General features: G+C 60.3%; 16 protein-coding genes and 2 pseudogenes. 10 read left to right on the top strand and 8 right to left on the bottom strand.

Annotated features, from left to right (window positions below):
* Positions 1–106: 106 nt before the first annotated feature.
* The 4 genes from EHO51_RS21285 to EHO51_RS18990 form a co-directional block, all read right to left on the bottom strand.
* Positions 107–241: a hypothetical protein gene (locus EHO51_RS21285; protein WP_281024523.1), complete on the bottom strand. Its 135-nt coding sequence runs from the start codon at positions 239–241 to the stop codon at positions 107–109.
* Positions 242–513: 272 nt separating this feature from the next.
* A complete protein-coding gene (locus EHO51_RS19000; RefSeq protein ID WP_124740413.1) occupies positions 514–783 on the bottom strand; it encodes a hypothetical protein in 270 nt (89 codons plus the stop codon).
* Positions 780–1007, bottom strand: a complete 228-nt coding sequence (locus EHO51_RS18995) for a hypothetical protein (protein WP_124740412.1) — start codon at positions 1005–1007, stop codon at positions 780–782. Before EHO51_RS18995 ends, EHO51_RS19000 begins: the two co-directional genes overlap by 4 nt.
* A gap of 153 nt (positions 1008–1160) precedes the next feature.
* Positions 1161–1670, bottom strand: coding sequence for a MarR family winged helix-turn-helix transcriptional regulator (locus tag EHO51_RS18990; RefSeq protein WP_124740411.1), 510 nt, complete (start codon positions 1668–1670; stop codon positions 1161–1163).
* 97 nt (positions 1671–1767) lie between these two features.
* Here EHO51_RS18990 and EHO51_RS18985 point away from each other — a divergent pair, with 97 nt between their 5' ends.
* The 4 genes from EHO51_RS18985 to EHO51_RS18970 all read left to right on the top strand — a co-directional run bounded on the left by EHO51_RS18985 (position 1768) and on the right by EHO51_RS18970 (position 4799).
* On the top strand, positions 1768–2136 hold the full coding sequence (locus EHO51_RS18985) for an antibiotic biosynthesis monooxygenase family protein (protein WP_124740410.1): 369 nt from the start codon (positions 1768–1770) through the stop codon (positions 2134–2136).
* 26 nt (positions 2137–2162) lie between these two features.
* Positions 2163–2594 carry a hypothetical protein gene (locus EHO51_RS18980; RefSeq protein ID WP_124740409.1) on the top strand — a complete coding sequence of 144 codons (432 nt, stop codon included), beginning with the start codon at positions 2163–2165 and terminating at the stop codon, positions 2592–2594.
* A 181-nt stretch (positions 2595–2775) separates the two neighbouring features.
* Complete coding sequence (locus tag EHO51_RS18975) at positions 2776–3255, top strand: DUF2269 family protein (protein ID WP_245434974.1); 480 nt, start codon at positions 2776–2778, stop codon at positions 3253–3255.
* A 116-nt stretch (positions 3256–3371) separates the two neighbouring features.
* Entirely contained in the window at positions 3372–4799 is a 1428-nt protein-coding gene (locus EHO51_RS18970) for an IS1182 family transposase (RefSeq protein WP_124740408.1), read from the top strand.
* A gap of 242 nt (positions 4800–5041) precedes the next feature.
* Here the strand turns inward: EHO51_RS18970 and EHO51_RS18965 are convergent, their stop codons facing one another.
* Together EHO51_RS18965 and EHO51_RS18960 are read right to left on the bottom strand one after the other, a co-directional pair.
* The gene (locus tag EHO51_RS18965) at positions 5042–5563 is read right to left on the bottom strand and encodes a GNAT family N-acetyltransferase (RefSeq protein WP_124740407.1); all 522 of its coding nucleotides are present in this window, start codon (positions 5561–5563) and stop codon (positions 5042–5044) included.
* Positions 5560–5835, bottom strand: a complete 276-nt coding sequence (locus EHO51_RS18960; protein WP_124740406.1) for a DUF1778 domain-containing protein — start codon at positions 5833–5835, stop codon at positions 5560–5562. Before EHO51_RS18960 ends, EHO51_RS18965 begins: the two co-directional genes overlap by 4 nt.
* Positions 5836–5970: 135 nt before the next feature.
* Between EHO51_RS18960 and EHO51_RS18955 the strand changes: the two genes are divergently transcribed.
* The 3 genes and pseudogenes from EHO51_RS18955 to EHO51_RS18945 all read left to right on the top strand — a co-directional run bounded on the left by EHO51_RS18955 (position 5971) and on the right by EHO51_RS18945 (position 7792).
* A complete protein-coding gene (locus tag EHO51_RS18955) occupies positions 5971–6189 on the top strand; it encodes a hypothetical protein (protein WP_124740405.1) in 219 nt (72 codons plus the stop codon).
* Positions 6186–7123, top strand: a pseudogene (locus tag EHO51_RS18950) (tyrosine-type recombinase/integrase). The gene EHO51_RS18955 and the pseudogene EHO51_RS18950 overlap by 4 nt, the downstream one beginning before the upstream one ends.
* A gap of 54 nt (positions 7124–7177) precedes the next feature.
* Positions 7178–7792, top strand: coding sequence for an NYN domain-containing protein (locus EHO51_RS18945; RefSeq protein WP_124740404.1), 615 nt, complete (start codon positions 7178–7180; stop codon positions 7790–7792).
* 173 nt (positions 7793–7965) lie between these two features.
* On the opposite strand, the gene EHO51_RS18940 is transcribed toward EHO51_RS18945, so the two are convergent.
* Together EHO51_RS18940 and trpS are read right to left on the bottom strand one after the other, a co-directional pair.
* A protein-coding gene (locus EHO51_RS18940) for an IS5 family transposase (RefSeq protein WP_124740403.1) occupies positions 7966–8804 on the bottom strand; the annotation gives its coding sequence in 2 pieces (ribosomal slippage) (positions 7966–8432 and positions 8432–8804; 840 coding nt in all).
* A gap of 77 nt (positions 8805–8881) precedes the next feature.
* Positions 8882–9903, bottom strand: a pseudogene (trpS, locus tag EHO51_RS18935) (tryptophan--tRNA ligase).
* Positions 9904–10279: 376 nt separating this feature from the next.
* On the opposite strand from trpS, the gene EHO51_RS18930 reads away from it, so the two are divergent.
* The 3 genes from EHO51_RS18930 (at position 10280) to EHO51_RS18920 (ending at position 12851) form a co-directional block, all read left to right on the top strand.
* The gene (locus tag EHO51_RS18930; protein ID WP_124740402.1) at positions 10280–10714 is read left to right on the top strand and encodes an EamA family transporter; all 435 of its coding nucleotides are present in this window, start codon (positions 10280–10282) and stop codon (positions 10712–10714) included.
* A gap of 155 nt (positions 10715–10869) precedes the next feature.
* Entirely contained in the window at positions 10870–11535 is a 666-nt protein-coding gene (locus EHO51_RS18925; protein WP_124740401.1) for a response regulator, read from the top strand.
* Positions 11532–12851, top strand: coding sequence for an ATP-binding protein (locus EHO51_RS18920; protein ID WP_124740400.1), 1320 nt, complete (start codon positions 11532–11534; stop codon positions 12849–12851). Before EHO51_RS18925 ends, EHO51_RS18920 begins: the two co-directional genes overlap by 4 nt.
* Positions 12852–12855: the final 4 nt, after the last annotated feature.

Here is a 12855-nt window from a genome sequence, read left to right as displayed (position 1 = left end):
CAGTCCATTCGACCGCCACAAACGAAAATGCCCCGACGTTACATCCACGATCGGAGCGTTTTCTTTGCAGTGGGGAGGAATTCTAGCGCTTGGCGCGATGTAAGGGTCAGAGCCTATGCCGCAAATCCTCGGGCAGGAGCCGCTCGGCGAGATCGTCGAAGGCCCGCGAGCCGCGCATAGCCCAACGCGCGAGCCGGATGCGCCAGATGCGGACGAAGAGCGCTGAGACGGGTGCGGTCATGACTGCTTCTCCGCGCGGCGCAGTTCAAACTCCGCACCGAACGCCGCATGAACGGCTTCCATCTGGTCATGTAGATCAAGAGAGAGTTGAGTAAGCGCGTCGGCAGAGCAGTCGCTGATTTCGTCTCGAACGCCGCAGATGGCGAGATGCAGCGCACAGATTCGGCTTTTGCATAGATTCGGCTTTTCATGTCCGACAATTGGTCGCAATGGGTGTTCTCATGAGGCGATCTTGCACGGGCTCGACGAGCTTCAATTTCCTTTTCTTCTTGCTCATGCCAGCGCCTCCCTTTTGATTGCGTCGAGCCGCGCTTGGCCATCTTGGCGTAAATCATACACGATGGCGTCAACCTCGCGGGCGATGTCGCTCAACAAGTAGCCGAGGCCGTTCTGCGCCTCTTCGCCGAGTGCATCCTCGGGCGTCGTGGCGCCGAGGTATCGAAGTTTCACCGCAATTTGCTCAAGTTGGTCGCGCTGTGGGAACGGGAATTTTTCCATTTCTTCAACCATGCGATTGATCTCGTCATAGTTCAGCATCTTCATGACAGCGCCTCCGCTTGAAGGACCGGCGAACGCAGCAGCGTCGCAAGATCGGGATCGAGCGAGGGACGGCCAATGCCGCTGTAGAAAGGCGCGAGTTCGCGCCGGACGCCGCTCAAATCCAGCACGGCGTCGACCTGGCGCAGCAGATGATCTGGGCGGACGTAATCGTCGAGGCAGAAATCATAAAACAGCGACGATTGCCGAGCTTCGAGCCGCCCCATCATGTCGCGCTCTCCATCGAATGAGCACGTCCATGGAATAACGAAAATCTAGTAATTACAACGACATTAATGCAGAAATCACCGGCTCTGCGCGTCATTCCAACGCGCGCCGCACGCCGACTTTTTCACCGGAATTTAAGATTTTTGCACCGTGTGCTATGCGCCAAAAATACTGGAGACAGCGGGATTTCGGTCCCCATCGTCGGCATCATCCTTTGCATTCAAATTCTGGCGCAGCGCTAACATCACCCGGTGGGCGGTTTCGATGTCTTTGGCCGTCAGGCCATCTGCAAGACTGTCGCTCCAAGGAGCCTGCAAGCGCATCGCCGCGTTGAAAATCTGCTTTCCCTTTTTTGTGAGGACAACAAGCTGCGCCCTTCGGTGATGCGGGTTGGTTTCAAAGCCGACTAACCCCTCTTTGGCGAGGTCGTTGATGATGCGCTGCACGTTCTGGCGATGCGCGCCGAGGTTTCGTGCCAGCCACGCGACCGGTTGCGGGTAATCGGCGGCGACAATCGCACCGAGGATTTGCCAGCGTGCGCTCGTCAATCCGAGTGGCGCGATCAGCCTATCTCCTGCGGACAAAAGCTGATTGTTCAGCCTGAACAGGTCGAGCACGAGGTCGGTCACAGCATCACCGCCGGGCGTTCGTTTCGGTTGGGGCATTTCACACCATAGTTTGATATTGACATCATAGTGTCAATAACGATATGACATCATAGTGCTATATCGGCGCTGACTATTCAAACTGAATGGAGCCGTCATGTCGCTGTTGCGCCCCCTCGACCCGAGCTTCCCGATTGAGCGTCAGCTCGGAATCGACGCCAGCCCGGTCGTTCTTGTAAACATCTTCACCCTCGATAAGGCGGACGAGCCGGGCTTCCTCAAAACCTGGCAGGACGATGCGGCGTTCATGAAACGCCAGCCGGGCTTCATCTCGACCCAGTTGCATCGTGCTCTTGGCGAGAACCCTACCTATTTGAACTATGCCGTTTGGGAATCGAACGCTGCATTCCGCGCTGCATTCTCGAACCCGGACTTCCAAGTCAAGCTCGCCGCCTATCCCTCCTCCGCCATCGCATCCCCGCATCTTTTTCAGAAAGTTGCGGTGCCTGACATCTGCGTCGCCTAACGGTCGCGCTTCAAAGGGAGGGAGCTATGCTCAAGATGATTCATCCCGTCGCAGGCGCTATCGCATTACTGACGATTTCGACCTTTTGGCTATCGACGCTTTTCGCCGAACTCTTTGGCTCAGAGGCGTTCGTTGTCAGCGTGAAGACTTCAATCCCGTGGGGATTTTTCGTGCTCGTTCCGGCGCTGATGACGGTGGGCGGCACGGGCTTCGTGCTGTCGAAAGGAGGCCGCGCCGGTGTGATCGGCGGGAAGCTCAAGCGCATGGCGTTCATTGCCGCTAACGGCCTCCTTGTGCTCATTCCCGCTGCGCTTTTTCTCGCCTCAAAGGCGCGAGCGGGCGAATTCGACAAGGCCTTTTACGCGGTGCAGGCGCTCGAACTCCTCGCCGGTGTGACGAACATCACGCTGCTTGGCCTGAACGTGCGCGACGGCTTGCGGCTGCGTCGCCACGCTTAACGCTCTGCATTTTTACTGCCGGTTGTCCGGCCAAATGGCAGGAGACGAGCGATGACATATGAGCTTCTAAAGTTTGCGCATCTCGTCGGTTTGACGCTGATTTCTGGCGGATTAATTGGCGTATGGATATTCGATTTGCGGTCGCGCCAATTGACCGACTTGGCGCATTTTTTCGGAAGCGGTGCGCAACATCGCCGTTTTCTACGATGGCGTCGTCGTGCCGGGAGCACTGTTGCTGCTCGCATCCGGCACATGGCTCATTGTTTCATTCTATGGCGGCTGGGGCTTTCTCGAAACGCCGTGGCTGGCGGGGATGGTCGTGCTCTTTGCGCTTGAATTCATCGAGGGCAACACCATCACCCGCCTCTACTTTATGCGGCTGCGACGACTCAGCAGGGACGCCTTGGAACGCGGCTGCGTGACGCTGGATCTGGCGCGGGCGCGGAAGGCGGAGATGGTCCCAACATTCACGCACTTTCTCGACATCCCGCTTCTGATGGTCATTGTCTCACTTGGAGCCATACGCCCAGATACTTGGACGCAGTTCATTGTCGGCGTAGCCGCCGCGTTGCTTGTTGCAACGTTCCTTACGGTCGTGATCCCGCGCCTTTATCCGTGGATACCCAACTCAAGTGCGGCTCCGCCCCAGAGCGGCATTTAAGGTATTTTGAGCGAGTCGGCTCTCCGACCCGCTCTGATGTGCATAAGTCAAGCAGACCGTGTGGAAAGTCCGAATGACGGGATTCCGTTGGGGGCTGCGCCCGGTTAGAATCGGGCATGACGCACATATCCGGCTTCGAACGCTCGCAACTCCTGCTTTTGCCGGAGGCGATTGACGATTATGTCGGTGGCTGCAACCCCGTGCGGTTCATCGACGCCTTCGTCGACGGGCTCGATTTGAAGGCCGTTGGTTTCGAGCGGGTCGAGGCGAAGGCGACGGGTCGTCCGGGTTACGCGCCGGCCGATCTCTTGAAGCTCTACATCTACGGCTATCTCAACCGGGTGCGGTCGAGCCGGCGTCTCGAGGCGGAATGCCACCGCAACATCGAAGTCATCTGGCTGTTGCGCAGCCTAAAACCGGATTTCAAGACCATCGCCGATTTCAGGAGCGCCAATCGCGCCGCGTTCAAGAAGGTCTTCCGAGAGTTCGTGATCTTGTGCCGGCGGCTCGATTTGTTCGGGCGCGAACTGCTGGCGGTGGACGGCACGCGCATCAAGGCGGTCAACAACAAGGATCGGAACTTCACCACGGGATCGCTGCAAAAATTCATCGCGGCCGCCGACAAGAAGCTGGAAGATTATCTGAAACGGCTCGATGCGGGCGACGCCGAGGACCGCGCGACGACAGGTTCGCGGGTCAAGAATCTGGCGGAGAAGATCGAGGCGCTGAACAAGAAGCGCGGCGAATATGCGGCGCATCTTGCCGCGCTGGAAAAGAGCGGCGAAAGCCAAGTGTCGCTCACCGATCCCGACAGCCGCGCCATGGCGGCCTATACGAAGGTTGGCGTCGGCTACAACATTCAGATCGCCGTCGACGCCAAGCACAAGATGATCGTCGAACAGGCGGTGTCGAACGACGTTCTGGACATGGGCCTTTTGCAACGAACGGCGGAGCCGGCGCGAGAGATTCTCGACGTCGAAAAAATCGACGTGGTCGCCGACAAGGGTTACTTCAGAACCGAAGACATCGCTTCTTGCGAAGAAGCCGGCCTGACGCCCTATGTGCCGCGCCCGCAACGCGGGCCGGCGGTGAACAACGGCTTCTTTCGCAAGGACGAGTTTCGTTACGACGCGGCGCGCAACGCTTATGTTTGTCCCGCCGGGCAGGAACTGACGCCGATCCGCGAAGGCAAGCTGCGCGACTTGAAGAAAGTCGATTATGGCAATGCGCAAGCCTGTCGCGCCTGCGCGCTGCGTCCACGCTGCACGAAGGACGTTCGTTCCGTCTCGCGCCTCGAAAACGAGGACGCGCTCGATCGCATGGCGGCTCGACTGAAGGCGAGGCCGGAGGTTCTCGACCGGCGGCGCGAGACCGTCGAGCATCCCTTCGGCGCGATCAAGCAATGGATGAACCAGGGGGCCTTCCTCATGCGCGGCCTCGAAAAGGTGCGCGCCGAGTTCAGCCTGACGGCGCTCGCCTACAATCTGCGTCGGGCGCTCAACATTCTCGGCATGGAAGGGCTGATGGCGGCGGTGGCGGCGTGAAAACGCCTCAAATCACGCCGGACCGGGCGGCAAGGGCTGCTTCAGGGCGTTCCAGGAAGCTCAAGCGAGATCAGAAACCGATCCTGGCGGGAAATGGCGAACGCCGCTCATCCCCACCACCACGTCACTGCCGATCTTCAATCCGCCGCTGTTTTCACACGGTCTGCAAGACTTTCGCGTCGGGCGCGGCCCGCTGAATCTTAAGCGATTTTTCGTTGCGAAAGTCGCGCGCGAAACGCGCTTCAATTCCTCTGTTTCAGAGCCTCGAGGACGACCGAGAAAGGCAGCACGAGGGAGAGCGGCGCATCGAGGAGACGCAGCGCGCCATAGCTCTCGTACCATTTGGCCGCACCGTCGCTCTTCGCGTCGATCAACAGCGCCACGCCGCCTACTTCTTGCGCGACCGTCACGCAACGTTCGGCGGCGCGCAGCAAGAGCCGTCCGCCGAGGCCGAGTCCTTGCACGCTGCGATCAACGGCGAGACGGCCGACGCGATAAACCGGAATTTCATAGCGGCCGAGGCCGTGCGTTACGATGGCGGGCGCGCGGCTGAATTCGATCGAGGCGGGGCTGAGCGTGTAGAAGCCGAGGATGCGCGCGGGCGCGTCGCGCGGCGTGGCGACGAAGCATTTCGCGCCGCCGCTCTCGTGATTCTGGCGCGCGTAGCGTTTCAGATAGACGTTGAGGTCGTCCTCGCCGCAATCGAAAGCGTTACGGTCGTGGTTCTTGCCGAGCGGCGCTTCCTCCCAAAGGAGGGCGGTCATTCGAGCACGAAGCCCGCCTTGGCGGCGCGGACGAGGCGCGCCGGCGGCTCCGGCGGATTTTCCAAGAGATCGAGCACGCGCAAAGAATCGCGTTCCGATAGCCGCAGCTTTTCGGCTTCCGTGATGACGGCCTTGGCGCGCGGCAGGGCGGCGCGCAGGATGAAGCTGGTGAGGTCGAGACGTTCGAGCGCGGCGGCGCGCGCCAGCACGGCCTTGTCCTCGGGTTTGAGCCGCAGCTCGACCCGGCCGCTTTCGACATGTTCGCGGGGCATGGTTCACCTCTTGGCTCAGCATACGGATTCAATCCGTACAGAGCAAGGAAAAACCCGTCTGGCTCGACCGTGGCCCTTACAGCTTCGGCTTATGTATAATAATGTCCTTTATCTTAATATTCTGAGGAGAGCCTTATGGCCTATGGCAAGCTGAGCGAAAATGGACTGAAAACGGCGATCGACCAGACCAAGGAAGCCATCCAACGCGGCCATGACCTCTTAAAGACGGTCGCCGAGAAACCGACGACAAAAGGGCTCGAGCTGGTCGCGGCTTCGACGCCGCTTCTCATCGAGAAGCTGGAGCAGGATCTGGCGAAACTCGAAAAGGCGCTGGAGAAGAAGTCGAAAGCATGAACAACCTTGTTTCCATCGGCGCGCACATTCCCGCCTTGGTGCGTTCCAGCGGCGAACGTGCGCAGACGCGCTTTTGGGAGTGCTTCGGTTCTAACATTCGCAACGCGCACACGCGCCGCGCCTATGGCCGCGCGATCGGGGAGTTCCTCGCCTGGTGCGAGCGGCAGGGTGTCGCGTCGATCGTTGAGGTGCAGCAGCTGCATGTCGGCGCCTATGTCGAATTGCTCACCCGCAGCCACAGCGCGCCGACCGCCAAGCAGCGGTTGGCGGCGATCCGCATGCTGTTCGATTGGCTTGTGACTGGCCAGATTGTCCAGACCAATCCGGCCGCGAGCGTGCGCGGGCCGAAGCACGTCGTCAAAATTGGCAAGACGCCCGTCCTCGACCCCCAGGAGGCGCGGACGTTGCTCGACAGTATCGACATATCGACGCCGGTCGGCTTGCGCGACCGCGCCTTGATCGCGCTGATGGTCTATTCCTTCGCGCGCGTCGGCGCGGCGCTCGCCATGAAGGTCGAAGACGTTTATGTGCAGAACCGCCGCCTTTGGGCGCGCTTGCATGAGAAGAGATGCCCTGCCATCACGACTTGGAGGCCTATCTGCACGCCTATATCGATGGCTGCGGGCTCGCGGGCGATCCGAAGGCGCCTCTCTTTCGGACGATCGGACGCGGCGCCAGCGCGCTGACCGCGACCCCCCTGCCCCAGGCCAACGCTTACGCAATGGTCCGCCGACGCGCCTTGGCGGCCGGCATCGCCATGAAGATTGGCGATCACAACTTCCGCGCCACGGGCATCACCGCCTATTTGAAGAACGGCGGCACGTTGGAAAAAGCCGCCGCCATGGCGAACCATGCCTCGACGCGCACGACGCAGCTCTACGATCGGCGGCGCGACGAAATGAGCCACGACGAGGTGGAACGGGTGGTGATTTGAGCCTATATCCTCAACCTGATTGAGCATTTGATATCAACAAAAGGATTGTGAAAAATGTCCGGGCAAGAACGCATTGCGTTGTTTATCGACGGAGCCAATCTCTATCAGGCCACCAAGGCGCTGGGTTTCGATATCGACTACAGGAAGCTGCTGTGCGAATTCGAGCAGCGAGGTCGCCTTGTCCGCGCACTTTATTACACGGCGGTGATCGAAGATGAGGAGTTCTCGTCGATCCGGCCGCTGATCGATTGGCTCGACTACAACGGTTATGCGGTCGTCACTAAACCTGCCAAGGCATTTGTGGACGCCATGGGCCACCGCAAGATCAAGGGCAACATGGACGTCGAACTCGCGATCGACGCCATGGGGATGGCGGACCACATTGATCACATGTGGCTGTTCTCTGGAGACGGCGATTTTTGCTCGCTCGTCGCGGCGGTCCAGCGCAAAGGTGTGCGGGTCTCGGTGGTTTCTACCAACACGACGCGGCCGTCAATCGTCGCCGACGAGCTGAGACGTCAGGCAGATGAGGTCATCGATCTTGCCGATCTTGCCGACAGGATCGGTCGCGATCCAAATGAGCGCGCGGACCGCATGCCGCGCTCGCAGGAACGATCCTTGATCGCGGCTCCGGCGCGGACCGGCCGGGATGCCGAGAAAGAAAACTGATTTGCAACGCCGCCGATTGAGAGGGCAGCATAATAAGGGCATTCTGGGCGTAGAATATCGGACATATCTTTCGACACGCGCAACCGCTTGAACGACAACGATCAAGAAAACTTCTCGAAAGTATTGACTTCTGCACAATCACGCCCTTCCGCCCCTCAGAGTCGGACTCAAAATTAACATCTTGATTGTGGTGTTCTAGCGATGCGTCGGGAGAGCTGCCTGATGGAGGCGATGAGCAACCATGCTTCGGATGAGGCGATGGAGGCTTCCCAATCCTTCGCGAGCCTTCTGCAGCGATTGAGCCAGGCGAGTGTTCGTTCGACGACCCAACGCCGTGCGACGAGGACGAAGCCCTTTGCGCCGTCCGGGCGTTTGACGATTTCGATGACGGGGCCGTTCAATCTCGCCAGAGCGGCTTCGAGTTTCTCGCCGGCGTAGCCGCTGTCGGCGAAGACATGCGTGACGGTCGGGAAACTTTCGCAGGCGAAGCCGATGACGCGCGGCGCGCCGTCCCTGTCCTGAATGCTCGCTTCATGTACGATCCCGGTGAGCATATGGCCTTGCGTGTCCGTCACGATGTGGCGCTTGCGGCCCTTGATCTTCTTGCCGGCGTCGAAGCCGCGCGGGGCGCCGGCCTCCGGGTCTTGACGCTTTGGCTATCGATGATGGCAGCCGTGGGCTCCTTCGCGCGACCGCCGAGTGCGCGCGCAGCGTCAACTAGCGCTTCGTTGAGGAGATCGAGCGCGCCGCTGTCGCGGAGCTGATAGAAGTAGTGCTGGACGGTGGTGAAGGGCGGAAAATCCTTCGGCAACATCGCCCATTGGCAGCCGGTCGCGGCGATGTATTGGATGGCGTTCCAGACATCGCGCAGCAAGGTTGTGCGCGGACGCCCGACGCGCGAGGGCGGCGGCATGAACGGCTCGACGATCGCCCACTCCGCATCGGTGCAATCACTTGCATACCGCATCCCGCCACGGACATATTGTGCGCGAGTGGTTTCGGTCCAGGCCATCCGATTCTCCGTCGATTCGCAACCAACAGAGAATCACAACCAACTGAAACCACTCAACTTAGTTTTCGTTCCGGCTCTCAGGCCAAGATAAACAGCCTCAGCGCTTCCCGTACCTCATCGAGGGTTTGCTGGGTCACGATTCGTGACGTCTTTTTGTCCCTTGCCGGAGAACGTCAATCGCATCGTCCGGGCGCCGGGCCAGTTCAGATCGCCGCTCGCGGATAGGCGCGATCAAAGTCTCAAGCACTCGCTCCAACCTATGCTTGATTGCGGTATCGCCCAAGCCACCTCGTCGGTACCTCGCCTTCAAATCGGCCACCGCGTCTACGTCGGGGTCGAAAGCGTCGAGATAGGTGAAAACGACGTTGCCCTCGACTTGGCCGGGGTCAGATACGCGCAGATGGCCGGGGTCAGTATTCATTCGGCGCACCGCCGTGCCGATCTCGTCGCGGGAGGCCGAAAGGTAGATGGCGTTGTCTTGCGACTTACTCATCTTTCCCTCCCCATCGATACTCGGCAGGCGGCCAATCTTGGGTACCACCGCCTGTGCTTCCGGCAAGACCCCGCGATCGGCCTGCCTGTTGATGCGCCGGACGATTTCATTGGTTTGTTCGATAATCGGGACTTGGTCGTCGCCCACCGGCACAACAGCCGCCTTAAAGGCCGTAATGTCGGCAGCTTGCGCGACGGGATAACACAAGAATCCGGCCGGGATGTCGCGGCCGAAACCACGCGCTCGAATTTCATCCTTGATTGTGGGGTTCCGTTCCAAACGGGCAACGGTGACGTAATTCAGGTAAAGCAGCGTCAGCTCGCTCAACGCGGGGAGCGACGATTGCAGGCAGATGGTCGTGTGGGCAGGATCAATGCCGACGGCGAGATAGTCGAGACAAACCTCGACAACGTTACGCCGAACGCGGTCTGGATTGTCGGCATTGTCTGTGAGACCTTGCGCGTCAGCGATCAGCACAAACTGCCGATGGCTTCTCTGCATCACAACGCGGTTTTTGAGAGTGCCGACATAGTGACCTAAATGCAGAGGCCCGGTCGGGCGATCGCCGGTCAAGATGATTGGGGCAATGTTTTTGTAATGAGGCACAGCGGTCTCGTCTCATTAGAGCCGCCAGTGCGAAGTGGGAGTTTGGTGACGAACGAACCCGCCCTCGACCGGCGGCTTGGCTCGTCTTTGAACAAACGTTCCGTGCCGCTCCTAGAAGGAGCGCCACCAAAGGGTGCGGAAAGGCGTCGGAGCGCTTGCCATGATCCGCAAAGTAACATTTACGTTCAACAACTGCAACGAATTTGCTTACCCCAGCAATGCAGCGTGTTGGCGTTACCACTGGCGGCTTCTCAAAACTTTTCCCGATTTTGGCTGCAAAATCGCGGTGCGAATTTCGTGATTTTTTACGCGCTCATCAGCCGTTGTCTGGATTGATGCTCTGCTTTCCGTGCCGCTGTTGTAGTAAGAAGCCTCTATGAACCCTTTCCAGTCTTGGCAGGTATGGGCGATTCTATCGGCCACTTTCGCTGCGCTAACCGCGATCTTCGCGAAGATCGGCATCGAGAACGTCAATTCTGACTTCGCTACATTTGTCCGCACAATCGTCATTCTGTGCGCGCTTGGGACAATCTTGATCGCCACGGGCCAATGGCAGTCATTGGGCTCGGTTTCCAGCCGGAGCTATGCTTTTCTCGTGCTTTCCGGGCTCGCTACTGGCGGTTCGTGGATTTGCTACTTCCGTGCGCTCAAGATCGGCGACGCCGCGCGGGTCGCGCCAATCGACAAGTTGAGCGTTGTTCTAGTCGCGTTATTTGGCGTCGCGTTTTTGGGCGAACGACTGTCGCTCCCCAATTGGCTCGGGGTCGCATTGATCGGGTTCGGAGCGATCCTCGTGGCTTACAAGGGCTAGCAGCCATTGGTGTGAAATCGGCACGACGTAGTGACCCCTCCCGAATACGTCGGGGCAGAAACTTACCGCGCTAATCAACGGTGAGACTCCACTCCGATACATCTCCGCTTCGCCCCATTCCCCGACGAAACTGCCCGGCAGGGAGACCCATTCGAATGCGCGTCCTACTCGTTGAAGACGACCCGATGATTGGACGCGGGGTGTCGCAGGCCCTCGGCGCGGAAGGCATGTCTGTCGACTGGGTGCGCGACGGCGCCGACGCATCGGCCGCTTTAGCTGACGGCGCGCACTCCATCGTGCTCCTCGACCTTGGCTTGCCTGGCGCCGAGGGCCTCGACCTTCTGAAATCCGCGCGGCGGAACGGACTGAATGCGCCCGTTCTGGTCATCACAGCCCGCGACAGTGTGGACGACCGGGTGTCCGGCCTCGACCTCGGGGCGGATGATTACCTCGCCAAGCCCTTCGAACTTCGTGAACTGCTCGCACGGATGCGCGCGGTCCTGCGGCGGCATCAGGGCCGGGCAATATCCCGTATGATCTCAGGCGAGACTGAACTCGACGCCGAGACGCACGAGTTGTCATATCGCGACGTGGTCCAGGTGCTGCCAGCCCGCGAATACGCATTAATGCACGCCCTGATGGAGCGCCCGGGGCGCATTTTGTCGCGGGCGCAGATCGAGGAACGCATTTATGGCTGGGGGGAAGAAGTCGAAAGCAATGCCGTCGCCGTGCTGATCCACTCGATCCGCCACAAGTTCGGAAAGGACGTGATCTTCAATGTGCGCGGCGCCGGCTGGATGTCGCCCAAGGCGCGGCCATGAATTCGCTGCGCCGCGCCGCCCTCGTCTGGATGACGCTTCTTTTGGCTCTGATAGGGACGGCGGCCGTGCTGATCGCCTATCGTTTTGCCTACGACGAGGCTTCGGAATTCCTGGACGGTCAGTTACGCCAAATCGCGCTCAATGCCGGCGAAGGCATCTCGAGCAGCGCGGCGGCGCCTATCGACCAAGATCCCGAAGACGAGTTCTCAGTGACCATTTGGGACGCGGTCGGCCGCAAAATCCATGCGTCGCCGCCAAACGTCGAGATTCCCCGCCAGTCTCAGCCAGGTTTGACGGACCTTTCAGCCGCTGGCGACCATTGGCGCGTCTACATGACGAGCGACGGCGCGAGAACCGTGCAGGTCGCGCAGCGCAATTCGGTGCGCGAAGAGATCGCGCGCAGCGCCGCCATTGGGGCCGCTGCGCCGATCCTGATCGTCATTCCACTCTCATGGATCGTCGTCGGCTGGGCCATGAACCGGCTTCTGGGACGACTGAACGCCCTTGCGCAGGAACTCGCCGAGCGCAGCGCCCGCGCGGCCGAGCCGATTTCGCTGCGCGGCATCCCCGTGGAGGTCGTCCCTCTGGTCGAGGGGATGAACAGCCTCATCGCGCGCCTTCGCGCCGCCTTCGAGCAACAAAAGCAATTTCTGTCCGACGCCGCGCATGAATTGCGCACGCCGCTCGCGGCGATTCAGATACAAGCCGACGGGCTCGCCTCCGGGTCGCCAGATGCGCTTGAGGAACGCAAGGCGGCGATTGCGCAAGGCGTCCAGAGGGCGAGCGGACTTGTGAAGCAGCTGCTGCGTTTGGCGCGCCTCGACGAGCCCCCGCCTCCTCGGCTTAACGAACCCGTCGAGGTTGCGCCGCTGCTGCTGGCCTGCGTGGCCGACCATGTCGAAATCGCCGAGCGCAAAGGCGTAGACCTCGGCGTAATCGAACAGCAGCCGGCATTGTTTCTTGGACCAACCGAGGAATTACGTGTCCTCCTGGAGAACCTGATCGACAATGCGGTGCGTTACACGCCATCGGGGGGAAAGGTGGACGTCTCCGTGCGGCGCATCGGAGAACAGGCCGTTATCGAAATCGTCGACTCCGGCCCTGGGATTCCGCAAGGCGCCGAGGAGCGCATTTTCGATCGCTTCTTTCGCGCCGCGCCCGCCGACGCGGAAGGGACGGGCCTCGGCTTGGCCATCGCGCGGCGGATCGCGGAACGCAATGAAATTTCCGTGGATGTCGGCAACCGGACCGATGGCCAACGGGGCGTGCGGGCGCGGGTGGCGCTGTCCCAGGCCGCCGGGCGACATGAAACATGAGCCT

Source organism: Methylocystis rosea (genome assembly GCF_003855495.1).
In the GTDB taxonomy this organism is placed as follows: Bacteria; Pseudomonadota; Alphaproteobacteria; order Rhizobiales; family Beijerinckiaceae; genus Methylocystis; species Methylocystis rosea_A.
This window is presented reverse-complemented; position numbering and strand designations above follow the sequence as displayed.